This is a genomic window from Cupriavidus respiraculi (assembly GCF_914271545.1).
Taxonomy (GTDB): Bacteria; Pseudomonadota; Gammaproteobacteria; order Burkholderiales; family Burkholderiaceae; genus Cupriavidus; species Cupriavidus respiraculi.
In genome coordinates this window covers 282,735-296,457 of the sequence record NZ_CAJZAH010000001.1, presented here as the reverse complement: position 1 = coordinate 296,457, position 13,723 = coordinate 282,735, and the positions used below count along the sequence as shown (strand labels likewise).

Below are 13,723 nucleotides of genomic sequence, written 5' to 3'. Positions count from 1 at the left end.
GCCGCCCGCGTCGCGCGCCTCAGTAGTCCGCGGGATCGCGAATGATCGGGCACGTCATGCAGTGGCCGCCGCCGCGCCCGCGCCCGAGTTCCGAGCCCGAGATCGTGATGACCTCGACGCCCGCCTTGCGCAGCAGCGTGTTGGTGTAGGTATTGCGGTCGTAGGCGTAGACCACGCCCGGGGCCGCGCATACCAGATTGGCGCCGCTGTCCCACTGGGTCCGCTCGCGCATGTAGGCATTGCCGCCCGTCTCGACGACCCGCATGGCCTTCAGGCCGAGCGCGTCGCGCACCACGTCGATGAAGGGCTGCTCTTCCTTGTGCAACTCTACCTGCCCCGGCTTGCTGCCCGGACGCCACGAGAAGGCGGCGATGCGGTTGACGATATCCGGGTACATCAGCACGCAGTCGCGGTCGGCGAAGGTGAAGATCGTGTCCAGATGCATGGCCGCGCGCAGCTTGGGCATGGCGGCGACGATCACGCGCTCCGCCGCCTGCTGCTCGAACAGCCTGGCGGCAAGCTGGCTGATGGCCTGCCGCGAGGTGCGCTCGCTCATGCCGATCAGCACCGTCCCCTTGCCGATGGGCATCACGTCGCCACCCTCCAGCGTCGCCATGCCGTGGTCCTCGTTCGGGTCGCCCCACCACACGTTGACCTTGCCGGCGAAGTGCGGGTGGAAGCGATAGATCGCCGCCGCCAGGATGGGCTCCTCATGGCGCGCCGGCCAGAACAGCGGGTTGATGGTCACGCCGCCGTAGATCCAGCACGTGGTATCGCGCGTATAGATGGTGTTGGGCAGCGGCGGCAACAGATATTCGGTGACGCCGGCCGCCTCGTGCACCAGCTTCATCATCTCGCCGCCGATATCCTCCGGAAACTCCTCGGTGGACAGACCGCCGATCAGCGTCTCCGCAAGCTCGCGCGGGGACAGCCCGTCCAGATAGCTGCGAATCTCGTCCACCAGGCCGAGCCCGACCTGGTTGGGCACCACCTGATTGTCCAGTATCCATTTCTTCGCTTCGGGCAGCGCGACCGTCTCCGCCAGCAGGTTGTGCATCTCCAGCACATTGACGCCGCGGTCCCGCATCTTGTTGATGAAGTCGAAGTGGTCCCGCTTGGCCACGTCCACCCACATCACGTCGTCGAACAGCAGCGCATCGCAGTTCGACGGGGTCAGCCGCTCGTGCGCGCGCCCCGGCGCGCAGACCATTACCTCGCGCAGCACCCCGACTTCGGAATGCACGCCGAAACCCCCGTTGCCAGCCATTGCCGTCTCCCTTCAGATAGTGAGGCGGCCGGTCACCAGACCGGCCACCGCCGCGACGAAACCGATCACGGCGACAATAAAGATCACCAGTTCCGCGCCAGTGAACGGGCGGATCCTCTGTTCGCGCGATGCCCAGAAATAGAGCAGCGTCCCGGGCGCGTAGAGCAATGCCGACAGCAGCACGTACCGGAGCCCGCCTGCGAACACCAGGAACACGGTGTAGAAGGTAGCCAGCGCGGCCAGCAGCAGATCGCGCCGGATAGCCGGCTCGCCTGCGGTGTAGCCCTCGCCGCTGCGCGTCAGCTTCACGGCATAGGCGGCCACCAGCAGGTAGGGAATCAGGGACATGGAGCTGGTCAGCCCGAGCATCAGCGCGAAGGCATCGGTGGACCAGTAGGTGCTGATGACGAGCAGCTGCACGACGATATTGGTCAGCCACAGCGCCGCCACGGGCACCTTGTTGGCGTTCTCCCTGGCGAACACCCGGGGCATGTCGTCGGTCTTCGCGGCCGTGAACAGCACCTCCGCGCAGATCAGCGACCAGGCCAGGTAGGCGCCCAGCACGGAGATCAGCAGACCCGCGCTGACGAACACCGCGCCCCAGGGACCGACCACCGCCTCCAGCACCGCCGCCATCGACGGCTGCCGCATGCCGGCGATCTCCACGCGCGGCAGCACTGCATACGGCAGCAGCGTCACCAGCACCAGCAGCAGCAGCACGCCGCCGAAGCCGAGCAAGGTGGCCACGCCCACATCGGAACGCTTCGCCGCATAGCGCGAATACACGCTCGCCCCTTCGATGCCGATGAAGACGAACACCGTCACCATCATCGTCAGGCGTACCTGCTCGAACAGCCCTTGCGCCGGCATGTCTTCGCCGCCATAGAAGTTGGCGCGGAACTGATCGGCCTCGAACGCGAAGGCCAGGATCACGATGAACACAAGGATGGGGACCACCTTGGCGATGGTCACCACCGTATTGATGAACGCGGCCTGCTGCACGCCGCGCAGGATCATGAAGTGGAAAGCCCAGATGCCGACCGAGGCCACGGCGATCGCCACCACCGTATTGCCATCGCCGAACACGGGAAAAAAGGCGCCCAACGTCGATTTGATAAGCACCCAGTACGAGACATTGCCGATGCAGCTGCTGATCCAGTACCCGAAGGCCGAGAGAAAGCCCAGATAACGCCCGAAGCCCGCGCGCGCATAGGCATAGACGCCGGCGTCGAGATCGGGCTTGCGTTGCGCCAGGCTCTGGAAAACGCGCGCCAATGTGTACATGCCGGCGCCGGCAATACACCACGCGATGATCGCGCCGAAGGGCCCCGTCGCACCGCCGAAGGTGCGCGGCAGCGAGAATATGCCGGCTCCGACCATGGATCCAACCACCATGGCGGTCAGCGCCATCAGAGACAGCTTTTGTCCACTCGCCGGTTCGGCCATTCGCAGGCTCCATTGGTTATCGACGCAAGGGATTGCCAGCACGCCGGCATCTCGTTTCCCGGCGCCATGGCGGCATGGATGGCGCGCCTGAAGGCCATGTCGGCGCGCTGCGTGGATGGGCGTGGACCGGCGCGGCATGCCGATCCTGCGATAAGCAAATCACAAATTGCCGGCGGGGGAATTGAAAAGATTCTTTGCGCGGTCTGAAAGATTTCTATTCGGCTTGCCGCGCCTGCATACGTCCACCACACTGCATCGACAAACCCGGCGTTTTCGGGCCCGGCCAGGGCCGTGCCCGGCAATTGCGTTGCTCATCCAAGGAGGCGTGCATGAAGATCAGACATTACGCATCGGCCGCTTGCGCCGTCATGTTGCTGACGTCCGGTATCGGCGTCGCCCAGTCGGCGCCAGCGGAGCAGTGGGTGGCGCAGGCAACCGGCTCGGGGTCCGGCACGGGGTCAGGCGCCTCCGGCCGGAACGTCAACAAGCCGCCGGGCGCCCGCTCCGACCGCGAGGCCAAACCGGCCGGAAGCGAATGGCGGGTCGGCGACCGCCTGCCGGCGGAATTCCGCACCGACGGACACCAGTTCAACATCACGAACTACAAGCAGTTCGACCTGCCACCGCCCAAGCGCGGCCATCGGTGGGTAGGCGTCGGCGCCGATTTCCTGCTGGTGTCCAACAACAACGTCATCGCCGAAGTGCGCAAGCCGCAGCGCTAGGCTTCACGCTGGCCCCGGAGCACAACGCTCCGGGGGTTCAGAAGATGTGCCGGATGCCGGCGGCCACGCCGGTCTGGTTGTTCTTGCCCGGCAGCTCCGTCACCGCGCCCCCGGTCACCCGGTTGTAGTCCACCGTTCCATACACCTGCGTGCGCCTGGACAACGAATACTCGGCCAGCACGACCCCCGTGTAGCGCTTGCCGTCATTGCCGCCGATACCGTTCTTGTTGCCGATGTCGCCGTAGTAGAAGGCGGCGCTGACGTGCCACGAGGGCGCGGCCTGCCACGCGAACCCGGTCACCAGGATGTTGTCCTTGCGCGGATTCGCCGCGGCCTGCTCGGGCGTGACGACGATATTGCGCGACGGCGCATTGAGGAAATCGTTGTCGATGGCGCCGGAGCGGTCCTTGCCGCCGATATAGGCGAGAAACAGCCGCACGTTGCCGATCGTATAGCGGCCGGCCGCGCTCCACATCTGCTGGCGATTGCCTTCCGCGTCGCGCATTTCCTGATACACGGCGCCCACGCCGAAGCGGCCGGTCAGCCAGGTCGCGTGGGTACCCCAGTACTGGTTCGGCTTGAGGCTGCCGGGCGTCTCGCCGAACCCGTAGCTCGCGCCGACGTTCACGTCGCCGAAATGGCCCGTATAGCTCACCACGTTGTCGCTGCGGATGCGATCGAGCGAATAGGCCCATGAATTGCCGGGATAGTTGCCGACCCCGAGAGGATCGAAGTCGCCGGAGAACGTCCAGCCCTCGGTGTTCTGCCTTCCCAGCGCCACCGTTCCCCACGGCCCGGCCAGTCCGACATAGGCCTGCCTGCCGAACAGCGCGCCGCCCTGGTTGGCGCGGCCGGTATCCGGATCGAAGCCGTTTTCGAGCTGAAAGATGGCCTGCAGCCCGCCGCCCAGCGACTCGCTGCCCTTCAGGCCCCAGCGGCTGTTGGTCAGCGCGCCGTTGGTCAGCTCGAACAGGCCGTCGTTGTCGGCGTTCGCATTGCTGGTATAGCGGATGCTCTGGTCCACGATGCCGTACAACGTGACAGAGCCTTGCGCCACCGCGGGCATGGCGGCCCCTGACAGCAGCACCGGCAACACGGTTCTCCACGGATGCCTCATCTCGTTCCCCTCCGTCGCGGGCAATGGCGGTGCCGCGTGCACCGGATTGCCACCGAGTATATGAACCAGGGGACAGGAACCGTATTGAATGATTTGTTGAAATGGATGCTGTCAGCGCACCGGCGCAGTGTCGCCGATCGCCTGGCCGAACAGCATGGAACGATGGGCGCCCACCCCCGCCATCGCGCCGTCGCCCACGGCCAACGCCACATTGCCCGTGGCGCGCGCCGCGTCGCCGCAGGCGAACACGCCCTGCACCGACGTCTCCTGGGTCGCATCGGTGCGGATATACGCGCCCAGCGGGCCTTCCTCGAACGCGCAGCCAAGCTGGCGGGCCAGTGGGCTCGATACCCGCGTGCGCGTGACCGTGAACAGCCCGTCCATCTCGCATTGGCGGCCGTCGTCGAGCACCACGGTCGCATGGCCGGCAAGGCGCCGCACCCGGCCGGTCTCGATGGCAACGCCGCGAGCCGCGAGTTCGGCGTACTGCTGCTCGTCGGGAACGAAGGCATCGTTCAGGAACAGCGTGACCCGGCCCCAATGCGGCAGCATCAGCGCGTGGTGCATCGACAGTTCGCTGCTCGCCAGCACGCCGATTCGGCCTTCCTCCAGTTCATAGCCGTGGCAATACGGGCAATGGAAGACGCTGTGCCCCCAGCGCTCGGCCAGCCCCTCCACCGCCGGCAGTTCGTCGACCACTCCGGTAGCCAGCACCAGGCGCGCCGCGGCAATCGTGCCGCCGTCGTCGGTGCCGATGGCGAAGCCGTCGGCGCGGCGGCTCGCCGAGGCCGCCGTGCCGTCGCGCCAGTGCACCGTCGGGTAGGCCAGCAGCTGCTCGCGCGCCTCGGCCACGATGGCGCCGGGAGCCCGGCCATCCTGGCCGAGAAAACCGTGCGATGCCGCGGCGTAGCGGTTGCGCCGCTGGCCGCCATCGATGACGAGGATCCGCCGGCGCGCGCGCGCCAGCTGCAGCGCGGCGGACAGGCCCGCATAGCTGCCGCCGACAATGACGGCGTCGAAACGGTCGGGCTGGTGGTGCGATGGGCGGGTCGATTCAGTGCGCATGTCGATGTTTCCTGCGTGGGTGGGCGGCAAGCCGACGCTCGAAGTCGGCGGCAAGGTCGGCCAGCGTGATGCTCGCCAGCCGTTGGTCGATCAGCGCCTGCGCGGCGGCCAGCGTATCGTCCAGCGACGCGTTGACGGCCTGCTCGACCAAGCAGGCCGGCTGCGCGCTGCGATGGCCGATGGCGAACAGCGCGGGCGAGCCGACCGCTTCGTAGATGTCGCGCAGCGTGAGCGAGTGCAACCCGCGCGCCAGCGTCCATCCCCCGCCATGTCCCTTGTCGGCACTGACGTAGCCGAGCGCGCGCAGGCCTGCCAGCGTGCGGCGCACGACCACCGCATTGGTATCGAGATAGCCGGCCAGTTCCTCGGAGGTCAGAGGACGGTCACTTTCTGCCATATGCAGAAGCAGATGGAGAACGGAGGAGAGCTTCTTGTCAATCATGTAACTCAGAATAGTACATGACTGACGGAAAGCGCAAGGCTGCGGAAAGGGCGATGCTCCATGTCCTCCAGGTATTCCGCCACGGAATGCACGGAGGAGAATTTGTCACGATCCGCTCCGGGCGTTCCTCCATACTGGTTTCATCCATCCACACCGGTATCGGGGAGAAGCAACGTGACACACGCAATCGCACGCATCCTGGCCACCGCCCTCGGCATCGCGCTGACCGCAACGGCCGCCCACGCCGCATGGCCGGAGAAGCCGGTCAAGCTGATCGTTCCGACCGCGGCCGGAGGCGCGCCCGACATCGTCGCCCGGCTGTTCGGCGACGCGCTGTCCAAACGCCTGGGCCAAGCCGTGGTGGTGGAGAATCGCCCGGGCGCGGGCGGCAATATCGGCATGCAGGCCCTGCTGCAGGCCCCCGCGGACGGCTACACGATCGCCTACGGCAACAACGCCACGCTGGCCACCAACCGCTACCTGTACAGCCGACTGCCGTACGATCCGGACAAGCTCGTCCCCATCGTGGGGCTGGTGACCACCTTCAATATCCTCGCCGTCAACAATGCGCTGCCCGTCAGGACGGTGCGCGAACTGGTGGCCTACGCCCAGGCCCATCCGGGAAAGCTGTCGATGGGCTCGGCGGGGAACGGCACGACCAGCCATCTGGGCGGCGAACTGTTCAAGACGCTGGCGAACCTGGACATCGCCCACGTGCCGTACAAGGGCAGCACGCCCGCCCTGCAGGATCTGGTCGGCAACAACGTGCAACTCATGTTCGACAACGTGCCTTCCATCGGTCCCTATGTCACCGGCAACAGGGTCCGCGCGCTGGCCGTGACGTCGACGAAGCGGTCGCCCCATTTCCCCGATGTCCCGACGATGGACGAAGCCGGCCTCAAGGGCTACGAGCTGACGGCGTGGGCCGGGCTGGTCGGCGCGCCCGGCATGCCGGCGGAGGCGGTAGAGCGCATCAACCGCGAGGTCAATGCGGTGATCCGCGACCCTGGCTTCCGCGCGCAGCTGGACCGGCTATCGTTCGAACCGCTGGGGGGGACGCCGCAGCAGTTTCGCGCGCTGGTGACGTCCGAGACCGCGAAGTTCGGCGAACTGGTGCGCAAGAGCGGCGCCAAGGTCGACTGAGGGGCGGACATGACGATTCACTACGATCTGATCATCCGCAATGGCGAGCTCATCGACGGCAGCGGCGCGCCGCGCCGCAAGGCGGACCTCGCGGTACGCGGCGGCGTGATCGCCGCCATGGGGGAGCTGGCCGACGCAAGCGCCGACGAGACGGTCGATGCGGCCGGCATGGTGGTGGCGCCGGGCTTTATCGACACCCATACGCACGACGACTGGATGGTGTTCGATTCCCCCGATATGCTGCCCAAGGTCACGCAGGGCGTGACCTCGATCATCGCGGGCAACTGCGGCATCAGCCTGTTCCCGCTGGTCACCGACACGACGCCGCCCGCCCCGCTGGACATCATGCGCGGCGGCTTCCGCTTCCCTTCGGTGCGCGCCTACCGCGCGACATTCGAGGCAAGCCCCGCCACGGTCAACGTCTCCGTCCTGGTCGGCCAATCGACGCTGCGCGCCCGCCATGTGCCTCAACTCGGCCGGCCAGCGCGCGACAGCGAGATCGAGAAGATGCGCCAGGACATCGAGCTGGCGTTGCGCGAGGGCGCCATCGGCGTGTCGACGGGCACCTTCTATCCGCCCTCCGCGGCCGCGCCGGAAGACGAGATATTGCGCATGTGCGAGCCGATGCGGCGGCTGGGCGGGGTGCTGGTCTCGCATATGCGCGACGAGAGCGACAACGTGGCCGAAGCCATTGCGGAGACGGCACGGCTGGGCAAGGCGCTGGACGTGCCGACCGTCATCTCGCACCACAAGCTGGTGGGCAAGCGCAACCACGGGCGCAGCCGCGAGACGCTGGCACAGGTGCGGTCGCTGTCGGCCACCATGCCGCTGTGCCTGGACTGCTATCCCTATGCGGCCTCCTCGACCATGCTCCGTCCGGAGCGCGTGGACCAGTGCGACCGCATCCTCATCACGTGGTCGGCCACGCATCCGGAAGCCGCGGGCCGCTACCTGGAGGACCTCGCGGCCGAACGGGGACAGTCTCGGCGCGAGGTGGCGCAGGCCCTGCTGCCCGGTGGCGCGGTGTACTTCATCATGGACGAGGGCGATGTGCGGGACATCCTGCGCTATCCCGATACCATGATCGGCTCCGACGGCATTCCCTCCGACACCACGCCGCATCCCCGCCTGTGGGGAACCTTTCCCCGCGTGCTGGGCCGCTACTCGCGGGAACTGGGCCTCTTCCCGCTGGAACAGGCCATCCACAAGATGACCGGCCTGCCCGCGCGCCGGTTCGGTCTCGAGCGGCGCGGGCTCCTTGCCGTGGGCAACGTCGCGGACATTACCGTATTCAACGCGGCGACCATCCGCGACCGCGCCACCTTCGACGCTCCCACACTGCCATCGGAAGGAGTGCGCGACGTGTTCGTGTCCGGCCAGTCCACGCTGCGCGACGGCTCGCCCACCGGACGCCGGCCGGGGCGGTTCGTCACCTCGACACTGGTCAAGCCGCAGCCATGCGCATGAGGCGGGCCCGGTCAGGGCGCGGCGGCGGCATGCGCGGCGTCCAGCAGCCATTCCACGAAGGTCACCAGCGTGGGATGGGTACGCTTTTCCTCCAGGCAGACGAAGTAATAAGCCTTCGGCGAGAGATATCCGCGCCGGCTGACCCGCAGCAGCCGGCCCGCCGCGATATCGTCGCCGGTCACGTAGTCCGGCAGCAGGGCCAGCCCCATGCCTCCTACCGCGGCCTGCAGGCCCATCGTCAGCAGCCCGTAGCGCGGCCCGTCCGCGGGCCGCGCCACCTTTGCGCCGATCTGGGCGAGGTAGGCCGGCCACGCATCCGGGGCGGCGTTCTGGTGCAGCAGCGGCAGGCTGCGCAGCGCCTGCGCCAGGGAGCCGCCGCGCGGCAGCCTGTCCGGCGCGCATACCGGGAACAGTTCCAGCGGCATGACCTGGACGCCGAAATGTCCCGGCGGCGGGCCGGCGCAGTACATGATCGCGGCGTCCAGGCCGCTGTGAACCAGGTCCACCGGCCCGACCTTGGTGGTGATGTTCAGCTGGATCTGCGGATGCTGCTTGGCGAACTGCAACAGGCGCGGCAGCAGCCAGATATTGCCCAGCGACACCGGCACCGACAGGTCGAGCCGTCCTCCGGCGCCGCGGCCGGACAGCACCTCCAGCGTCGCTTCCTCCAGCAGGTTGAGCACCGTGCGGACCTGCTTCAGGTAGGCCTCGCCTGTCGCCGTCGCGGTGACCGCGCCCTTGCGGCGGTCCAGCAGGCGGATGCCGAGGAAGGACTCCAGCTCGCTCACTTGCTTGCTTACGGCGCTCTGCGTCAGGCACAGCTCCTCGGCCGCTTCGGTAACGCTGCCCAGTCGGGCGGTGGTTTCGAACGCGAGCAGATTGGCCACGGCGGGAAGGTTGCGGCTGGTGGTGCTCTTCATCGGTGGGTCTCGCGAGGCGCGGGGGGATCATGCGATTGTCCACCATGTATTCCGTGAAGGAAACCATCCCCATGCACCCCGCCCAACCCGAGCCGACGGCCCCCGCGCCGTCACCGTGCGACCCCTTCGAACTGCCGATCGCGGCGCTGTCCCATGAGATGGACCGTGGCAGGCTGACCGCCGTCCGGCTCGTGGAATGGCATCTGGCCAGCATCGAGGCTTTCGACCGCGCCGGCCCCTCGATCAATGCCGTGTCGTACCTGCACCCCGCCGCGCTGGACGAGGCGGCCCGGCTCGATCGCGAGCGGGCGCTGCGCGGGCCGCGCGGGCCGCTGCATGGCATGCCGATGGTGATCAAGGACAACATCGACTGTGCCGGGTTGCCCACCACCGCGGGGTGCCGGGCGTTGCACGACGCCGTTCCCGCGGCGGATGCCCCCGCCGTGGCCCGCCTGCGCGCAGCGGGGGCCATCGTGCTGGGCAAGACCAATATGTCGGAACTGGCCGCCTCCAACGGCCGCTTCGGCTACAGCTCCGCCCATGGGCTGACGCTCAATCCCTACCGGCTCGCGCGCAATGCCAGCGGGTCCAGCAGTGGCACGGGGGCGGCGGTCGCGGCCGGCCTCGCGGTGTTCGGGCTGGGAACCGATTCCTTCGGCTCGGTGCGCGGGCCGGCCTGCGTGCATGCCCTCGTCGGCATGCGCCCGACCCATGGCCTGCTCGACGCCGCTGGCGTGCTGCCGCTGGCACCCTCGTTCGACACGGTGGGGCCGCTGGGGCGCACCGTCGACGACGTCGCGCTCGTCCTCGCGGCGCTGGCGCCCGACGCCGGCTTCGGCGCACGGGGCACCGGCCTCGCGGGCCGCCGCCTGGGCATCGTGACGGACTTCTGTGGCGGCAACGACGACATCGACGAGCTGTTCGCCCGTGCGTGCGCCGACGTGGCGCGCGCCGGTGCGCAGACGGTTGCGGTCGCCCTGCCCATCGATGCCCGGCGCCTGTACGAGGACTTGCTGGCCGAGATCGTGCGCAGCGAATGGGTAGCCGCCATGGATCGCCATCTGGCGCGCATGGCGCCGCCCTGCCCACGCGACACCGCGGGCCTGCTGCGCCGGATCGAGGCGGAACGCCAGGCTGGCGCCGGCTACCCGCCGAATCCGCTGACGGTCGCTGCATTGCGCCATGCGCTGGACACGCGGCACGCCCCTTCGCGTGCCTGCGTGGCGGCGGCACGGGCGTTGGGCACGCAGCTCGCCGCGTCGATGGAAGCGTCGCGCTGCGATGCGCTGGTCTATCCGACCCTGGCCTGCCCGGCCTCGCCACGCTTCGATCTGCCGGACCCGAGCTACCGCTGCCGGGCGGACAACCCGCTGGCTGCCATGCATATCGCCAGCGCGGCCGGTTTTCCGGAACTCAGCGTGCCCATGGGGTGGACCGATGACGGCGTACCCGCCGGCCTGTCGCTGCTGGGGCGCAGCGGGCACGACGCGGTCCTGCTGGACATGGCCCGCGCGTTCGAGGCGGCCACGGCGCACCGCCGGCCGCCGCCATCGACCCCGCGCCTCGGCGCGCCCGCCGGCTGGGAAGCCGCCTAGCGGCTGCCGCCCGCAGCTTGTTGGCCGTCGAGCGCGTCGAGGATGCGCAATGCCGCCTTGACCCGCTCGGCGTTCGGGTAATTCCTGTTGGCCAGCATCACGATGCCGATCTGTCGGGCAGGGACGAACAGCACGTAGGCACCGAAGCCATTGGTGGATCCGGTCTTGTTGAACAGCATTGCCGGCTCCGGCGGCTGTGGCGGCGTCAAGCGGGTGGCCGCGTTGGGCTCCAGCGCCATCTGGTTGGCGTTGCCCGCCAACAGTGTTTCCAGGCTCACCGGATAGGGGTACATCTCCCATCCCAGACCCTGCGTCATGCCGCCCACCCGGAAGTAGCCCGTGCGCGTCGTCACCGTGGCCTGCCGCATCTTTGGTTCGAGCGCGGCGGGCTGCATGTGGGCTTCGATATAGCGCACCATGTCGGCGGCCGTCGTCTTGACGCCATAGGCCTCGGCGTCGCGGATGCCGGGATTCACGCGCACGGGCTTGTCGTCCCTGGTGTAGCCCTGGGCGTAGTCGCCCATGCGCTCGGGGGGCACCCGGATATACGAGCGCGTGAGGCCGAACGCCGGGAACAGCGTCTTCTCCATCAGTTCGTCGAACGGCCGCCCCAGGCTTTTCGCGGCGAGGTAGCCGAACAGGCCGATGCTCGGATTGGAATAGCGCCGCTGCGTACCGGGCGGATACGACGGACGCCAGGCACGGAACCACTCGACCATGTCCGCATCGTCGCGCACCGACTCCGGAAACTGCAGCGGCAGTCCGCCGGCGGTATAGGTGCCCAGCTCCAGCAGGGAGATCCCGTCGAACGCGCTGCCCGCCAGGGCCGGCAGCCATTTGCTGGCCGGGTCCGACAGCGACAGCGCGCCGCGCGCCAGCGCATGGGCGCCCAGCGTCGCAGTGAAGGTCTTGCTGACCGAGCCGATCTCGAAGATGGTGTGCTCGCTGACTTGCCGCCGGCTCTCCTTCGAAGCGACGCCATAGTTGAAGAAGTAACGCTTGCCGTCGACCGTGACCGCGACGGCCATGCCGGGCACCTTCTGGGCGTCCATCAGCGGGCGCACGGCCGCGTCGACGGCCTGCTCCACACGTGCGCGGGTCGGGCCATCGCCCACGCCGGCCTGCGCGGCGCATGCCACGGCACCGGCAACGAATCCAAGGAGGACAGTGATTGTTTTCATGAGGCTGGGTATCTGGGTTGGGCCGTGGGCGGCGTTCTGCGCGCTGACCGGGGAACGCGACGGAATATACGGGCTCGGCACGCCCCCCGCAATCGGCGGGCGCCCGCCGGTCTGCCCCTGCGCTTTTCAACGTAAAATTCCTGCCGCCGCGATTGTCTCGGCGCCATGTCTCTACATCTGGATGTACGTCGACCTTCGCACCCTTTACCTGCTCGCCATTGGAACGCTCCTCGTCAGCGCCGGCATGACGTTCTGGGAATACCGTACCAATCCCAAGCGCGGCAAGGCGCTGCGCATCCTGGCGGCAGGGTTCGCCACGCTGGCCGCGGGCTGTGCGGCCGTGCTGGTCCGTCGCGAGCTGCCCAGCCCCTTCGGCTCGGCCGTCAGCAATCTGATCATGCTCTGCGGCTATCTGCTGATCCTTGGCGGCGTTGGGGCACTGAGGGGCCGGCGATACCGCGCGATCCCGGCCGCCCTGCTGGCCGGCATGGCGCTGGTGTGGGCCATCCTGGGTCAGCGCGCCGAGGAAGTCGTCTGGAACTACCTCAGCGCCGTCCCGATCGCACTGATCAGCGCCATGACGACGTGGGAAATGCTGCGCTGCGAGGCGCTGCGCGCGCTGCACTCCCGGCACATCGTCGTGGCGGTAACCGCCATCCATGCGCTCTGCTATGGCGCGCGCGCCCTGGTGCTGCCGTGGCTGGTCAGCCTTTATGGACCCACCGTCAATCTGATCGCCAGCAAGATCACCATCTACGAAGGCGTGCTGTACTCGGTCATCCTGCCGATGGCCCTGCTCAAGCTGGTCCGCGAGGAGACGCACGGCCAGCTGTTGCGCGAGTCGCAGACCGACTACCTGACCGGGCTGGGCAATCGCAAATGGTTCTTCGAGCAAGGCCAGCGCATCATCGGCGGTGGCAACACGCGCGGACCGGTCTGCGTGCTGGCGTTCGACCTGGACCGCTTCAAGGCCATCAACGACCGCTACGGGCACCAGACGGGCGACCACGTGCTGAAGGTGTTCGCGGAAACGGCGCAAGGCGTGATGGGTCCGGATGTCGTCCTCGCGCGCATCGGCGGCGAGGAATTCGCCGCCCTGCTCTGCGGCGACGATGCCCGCCATGCCCAGGCACGGGGCGAAACCATCGCACGGCGCTTTGCCGAGGCGGCGCCGGTCCACGTGGAGGGCGCCGGGATACCGGCAACGGTCAGCATCGGCCTGGCGCGGTTCGACGGCGACGTGCCGCCGCTCGGGGAAGGGCTCGCCGCCGCCGACCGGGCGCTGTACCGCGCGAAATCCCTCGGCGGCAACCGGCTCGAACTCACCCACCCGGACCCGAGCCCCGCGGTGGCCTGAC

13 protein-coding genes are annotated in these 13,723 nt (G+C 68.2%); 6 read left to right on the top strand and 7 right to left on the bottom strand.

The genetic code is table 11. The features are described from left to right. Window positions 1–19: 19 nt before the first annotated feature. Together arcA and LDO27_RS01255 are read right to left on the bottom strand one after the other, a co-directional pair. Window positions 20–1,267 carry an arginine deiminase gene (arcA, locus tag LDO27_RS01260; protein WP_224039158.1) on the bottom strand — a complete coding sequence of 416 codons (1,248 nt, stop codon included), beginning with the start codon at window positions 1,265–1,267 and terminating at the stop codon, window positions 20–22. A 12-nt stretch (window positions 1,268–1,279) separates the two neighbouring features. After that, window positions 1,280–2,713 (bottom strand): basic amino acid/polyamine antiporter, encoded by a 1,434-nt coding sequence (locus LDO27_RS01255; RefSeq protein ID WP_222205637.1) that lies wholly within the window; start codon window positions 2,711–2,713, stop codon window positions 1,280–1,282. 12 nt (window positions 2,714–2,725) lie between these two features. Here LDO27_RS01255 and LDO27_RS01250 point away from each other — a divergent pair, with 12 nt between their 5' ends. After that, window positions 2,726–2,920: a hypothetical protein gene (locus tag LDO27_RS01250; protein WP_224039157.1), complete on the top strand. Its 195-nt coding sequence runs from the start codon at window positions 2,726–2,728 to the stop codon at window positions 2,918–2,920. A 122-nt stretch (window positions 2,921–3,042) separates the two neighbouring features. After that, a complete protein-coding gene (locus tag LDO27_RS01245) occupies window positions 3,043–3,435 on the top strand; it encodes an RcnB family protein (RefSeq protein WP_222205634.1) in 393 nt (130 codons plus the stop codon). Between the two features lie 37 nt (window positions 3,436–3,472). Here LDO27_RS01245 and LDO27_RS01240 read toward each other — a convergent pair whose 3' ends face one another. The 3 genes from LDO27_RS01240 to LDO27_RS01230 form a co-directional block, all read right to left on the bottom strand. After that, a complete protein-coding gene (locus LDO27_RS01240; RefSeq protein ID WP_222205632.1) occupies window positions 3,473–4,552 on the bottom strand; it encodes a porin in 1,080 nt (359 codons plus the stop codon). Between the two features lie 111 nt (window positions 4,553–4,663). Next, a complete protein-coding gene (locus LDO27_RS01235; protein WP_224039155.1) occupies window positions 4,664–5,617 on the bottom strand; it encodes an NAD(P)/FAD-dependent oxidoreductase in 954 nt (317 codons plus the stop codon). Beyond that, entirely contained in the window at window positions 5,607–6,014 is a 408-nt protein-coding gene (locus LDO27_RS01230) for an Rrf2 family transcriptional regulator (protein WP_253074067.1), read from the bottom strand. Before LDO27_RS01230 ends, LDO27_RS01235 begins: the two co-directional genes overlap by 11 nt. 219 nt (window positions 6,015–6,233) lie before the next feature. Here LDO27_RS01230 and LDO27_RS01225 point away from each other — a divergent pair, with 219 nt between their 5' ends. Continuing rightward, window positions 6,234–7,202 carry a Bug family tripartite tricarboxylate transporter substrate binding protein gene (locus tag LDO27_RS01225; protein ID WP_224039153.1) on the top strand — a complete coding sequence of 323 codons (969 nt, stop codon included), beginning with the start codon at window positions 6,234–6,236 and terminating at the stop codon, window positions 7,200–7,202. Between the two features lie 15 nt (window positions 7,203–7,217). Beyond that, window positions 7,218–8,669, top strand: a complete 1,452-nt coding sequence (locus LDO27_RS01220; RefSeq protein WP_224040749.1) for an N-acyl-D-amino-acid deacylase family protein — start codon at window positions 7,218–7,220, stop codon at window positions 8,667–8,669. Window positions 8,670–8,680: 11 nt separating this feature from the next. On the opposite strand, the gene LDO27_RS01215 is transcribed toward LDO27_RS01220, so the two are convergent. Then, complete coding sequence (locus LDO27_RS01215) at window positions 8,681–9,589, bottom strand: LysR substrate-binding domain-containing protein (protein WP_224039151.1); 909 nt, start codon at window positions 9,587–9,589, stop codon at window positions 8,681–8,683. A 71-nt stretch (window positions 9,590–9,660) separates the two neighbouring features. Between LDO27_RS01215 and LDO27_RS01210 the strand changes: the two genes are divergently transcribed. Continuing rightward, window positions 9,661–11,184: an amidase gene (locus LDO27_RS01210; RefSeq protein WP_224039150.1), complete on the top strand. Its 1,524-nt coding sequence runs from the start codon at window positions 9,661–9,663 to the stop codon at window positions 11,182–11,184. Here the strand turns inward: LDO27_RS01210 and ampC are convergent. After that, window positions 11,181–12,365 carry a class C beta-lactamase gene (gene ampC, locus LDO27_RS01205; protein ID WP_224039148.1) on the bottom strand — a complete coding sequence of 395 codons (1,185 nt, stop codon included), beginning with the start codon at window positions 12,363–12,365 and terminating at the stop codon, window positions 11,181–11,183. The two genes, LDO27_RS01210 and ampC, sit on opposite strands and share 4 nt — an antisense overlap. 181 nt (window positions 12,366–12,546) lie before the next feature. On the opposite strand from ampC, the gene LDO27_RS01200 reads away from it, so the two are divergent. Continuing rightward, window positions 12,547–13,722, top strand: a complete 1,176-nt coding sequence (locus tag LDO27_RS01200) for a GGDEF domain-containing protein (RefSeq protein WP_224039147.1) — start codon at window positions 12,547–12,549, stop codon at window positions 13,720–13,722. Window position 13,723 lies beyond the last annotated feature (1 nt).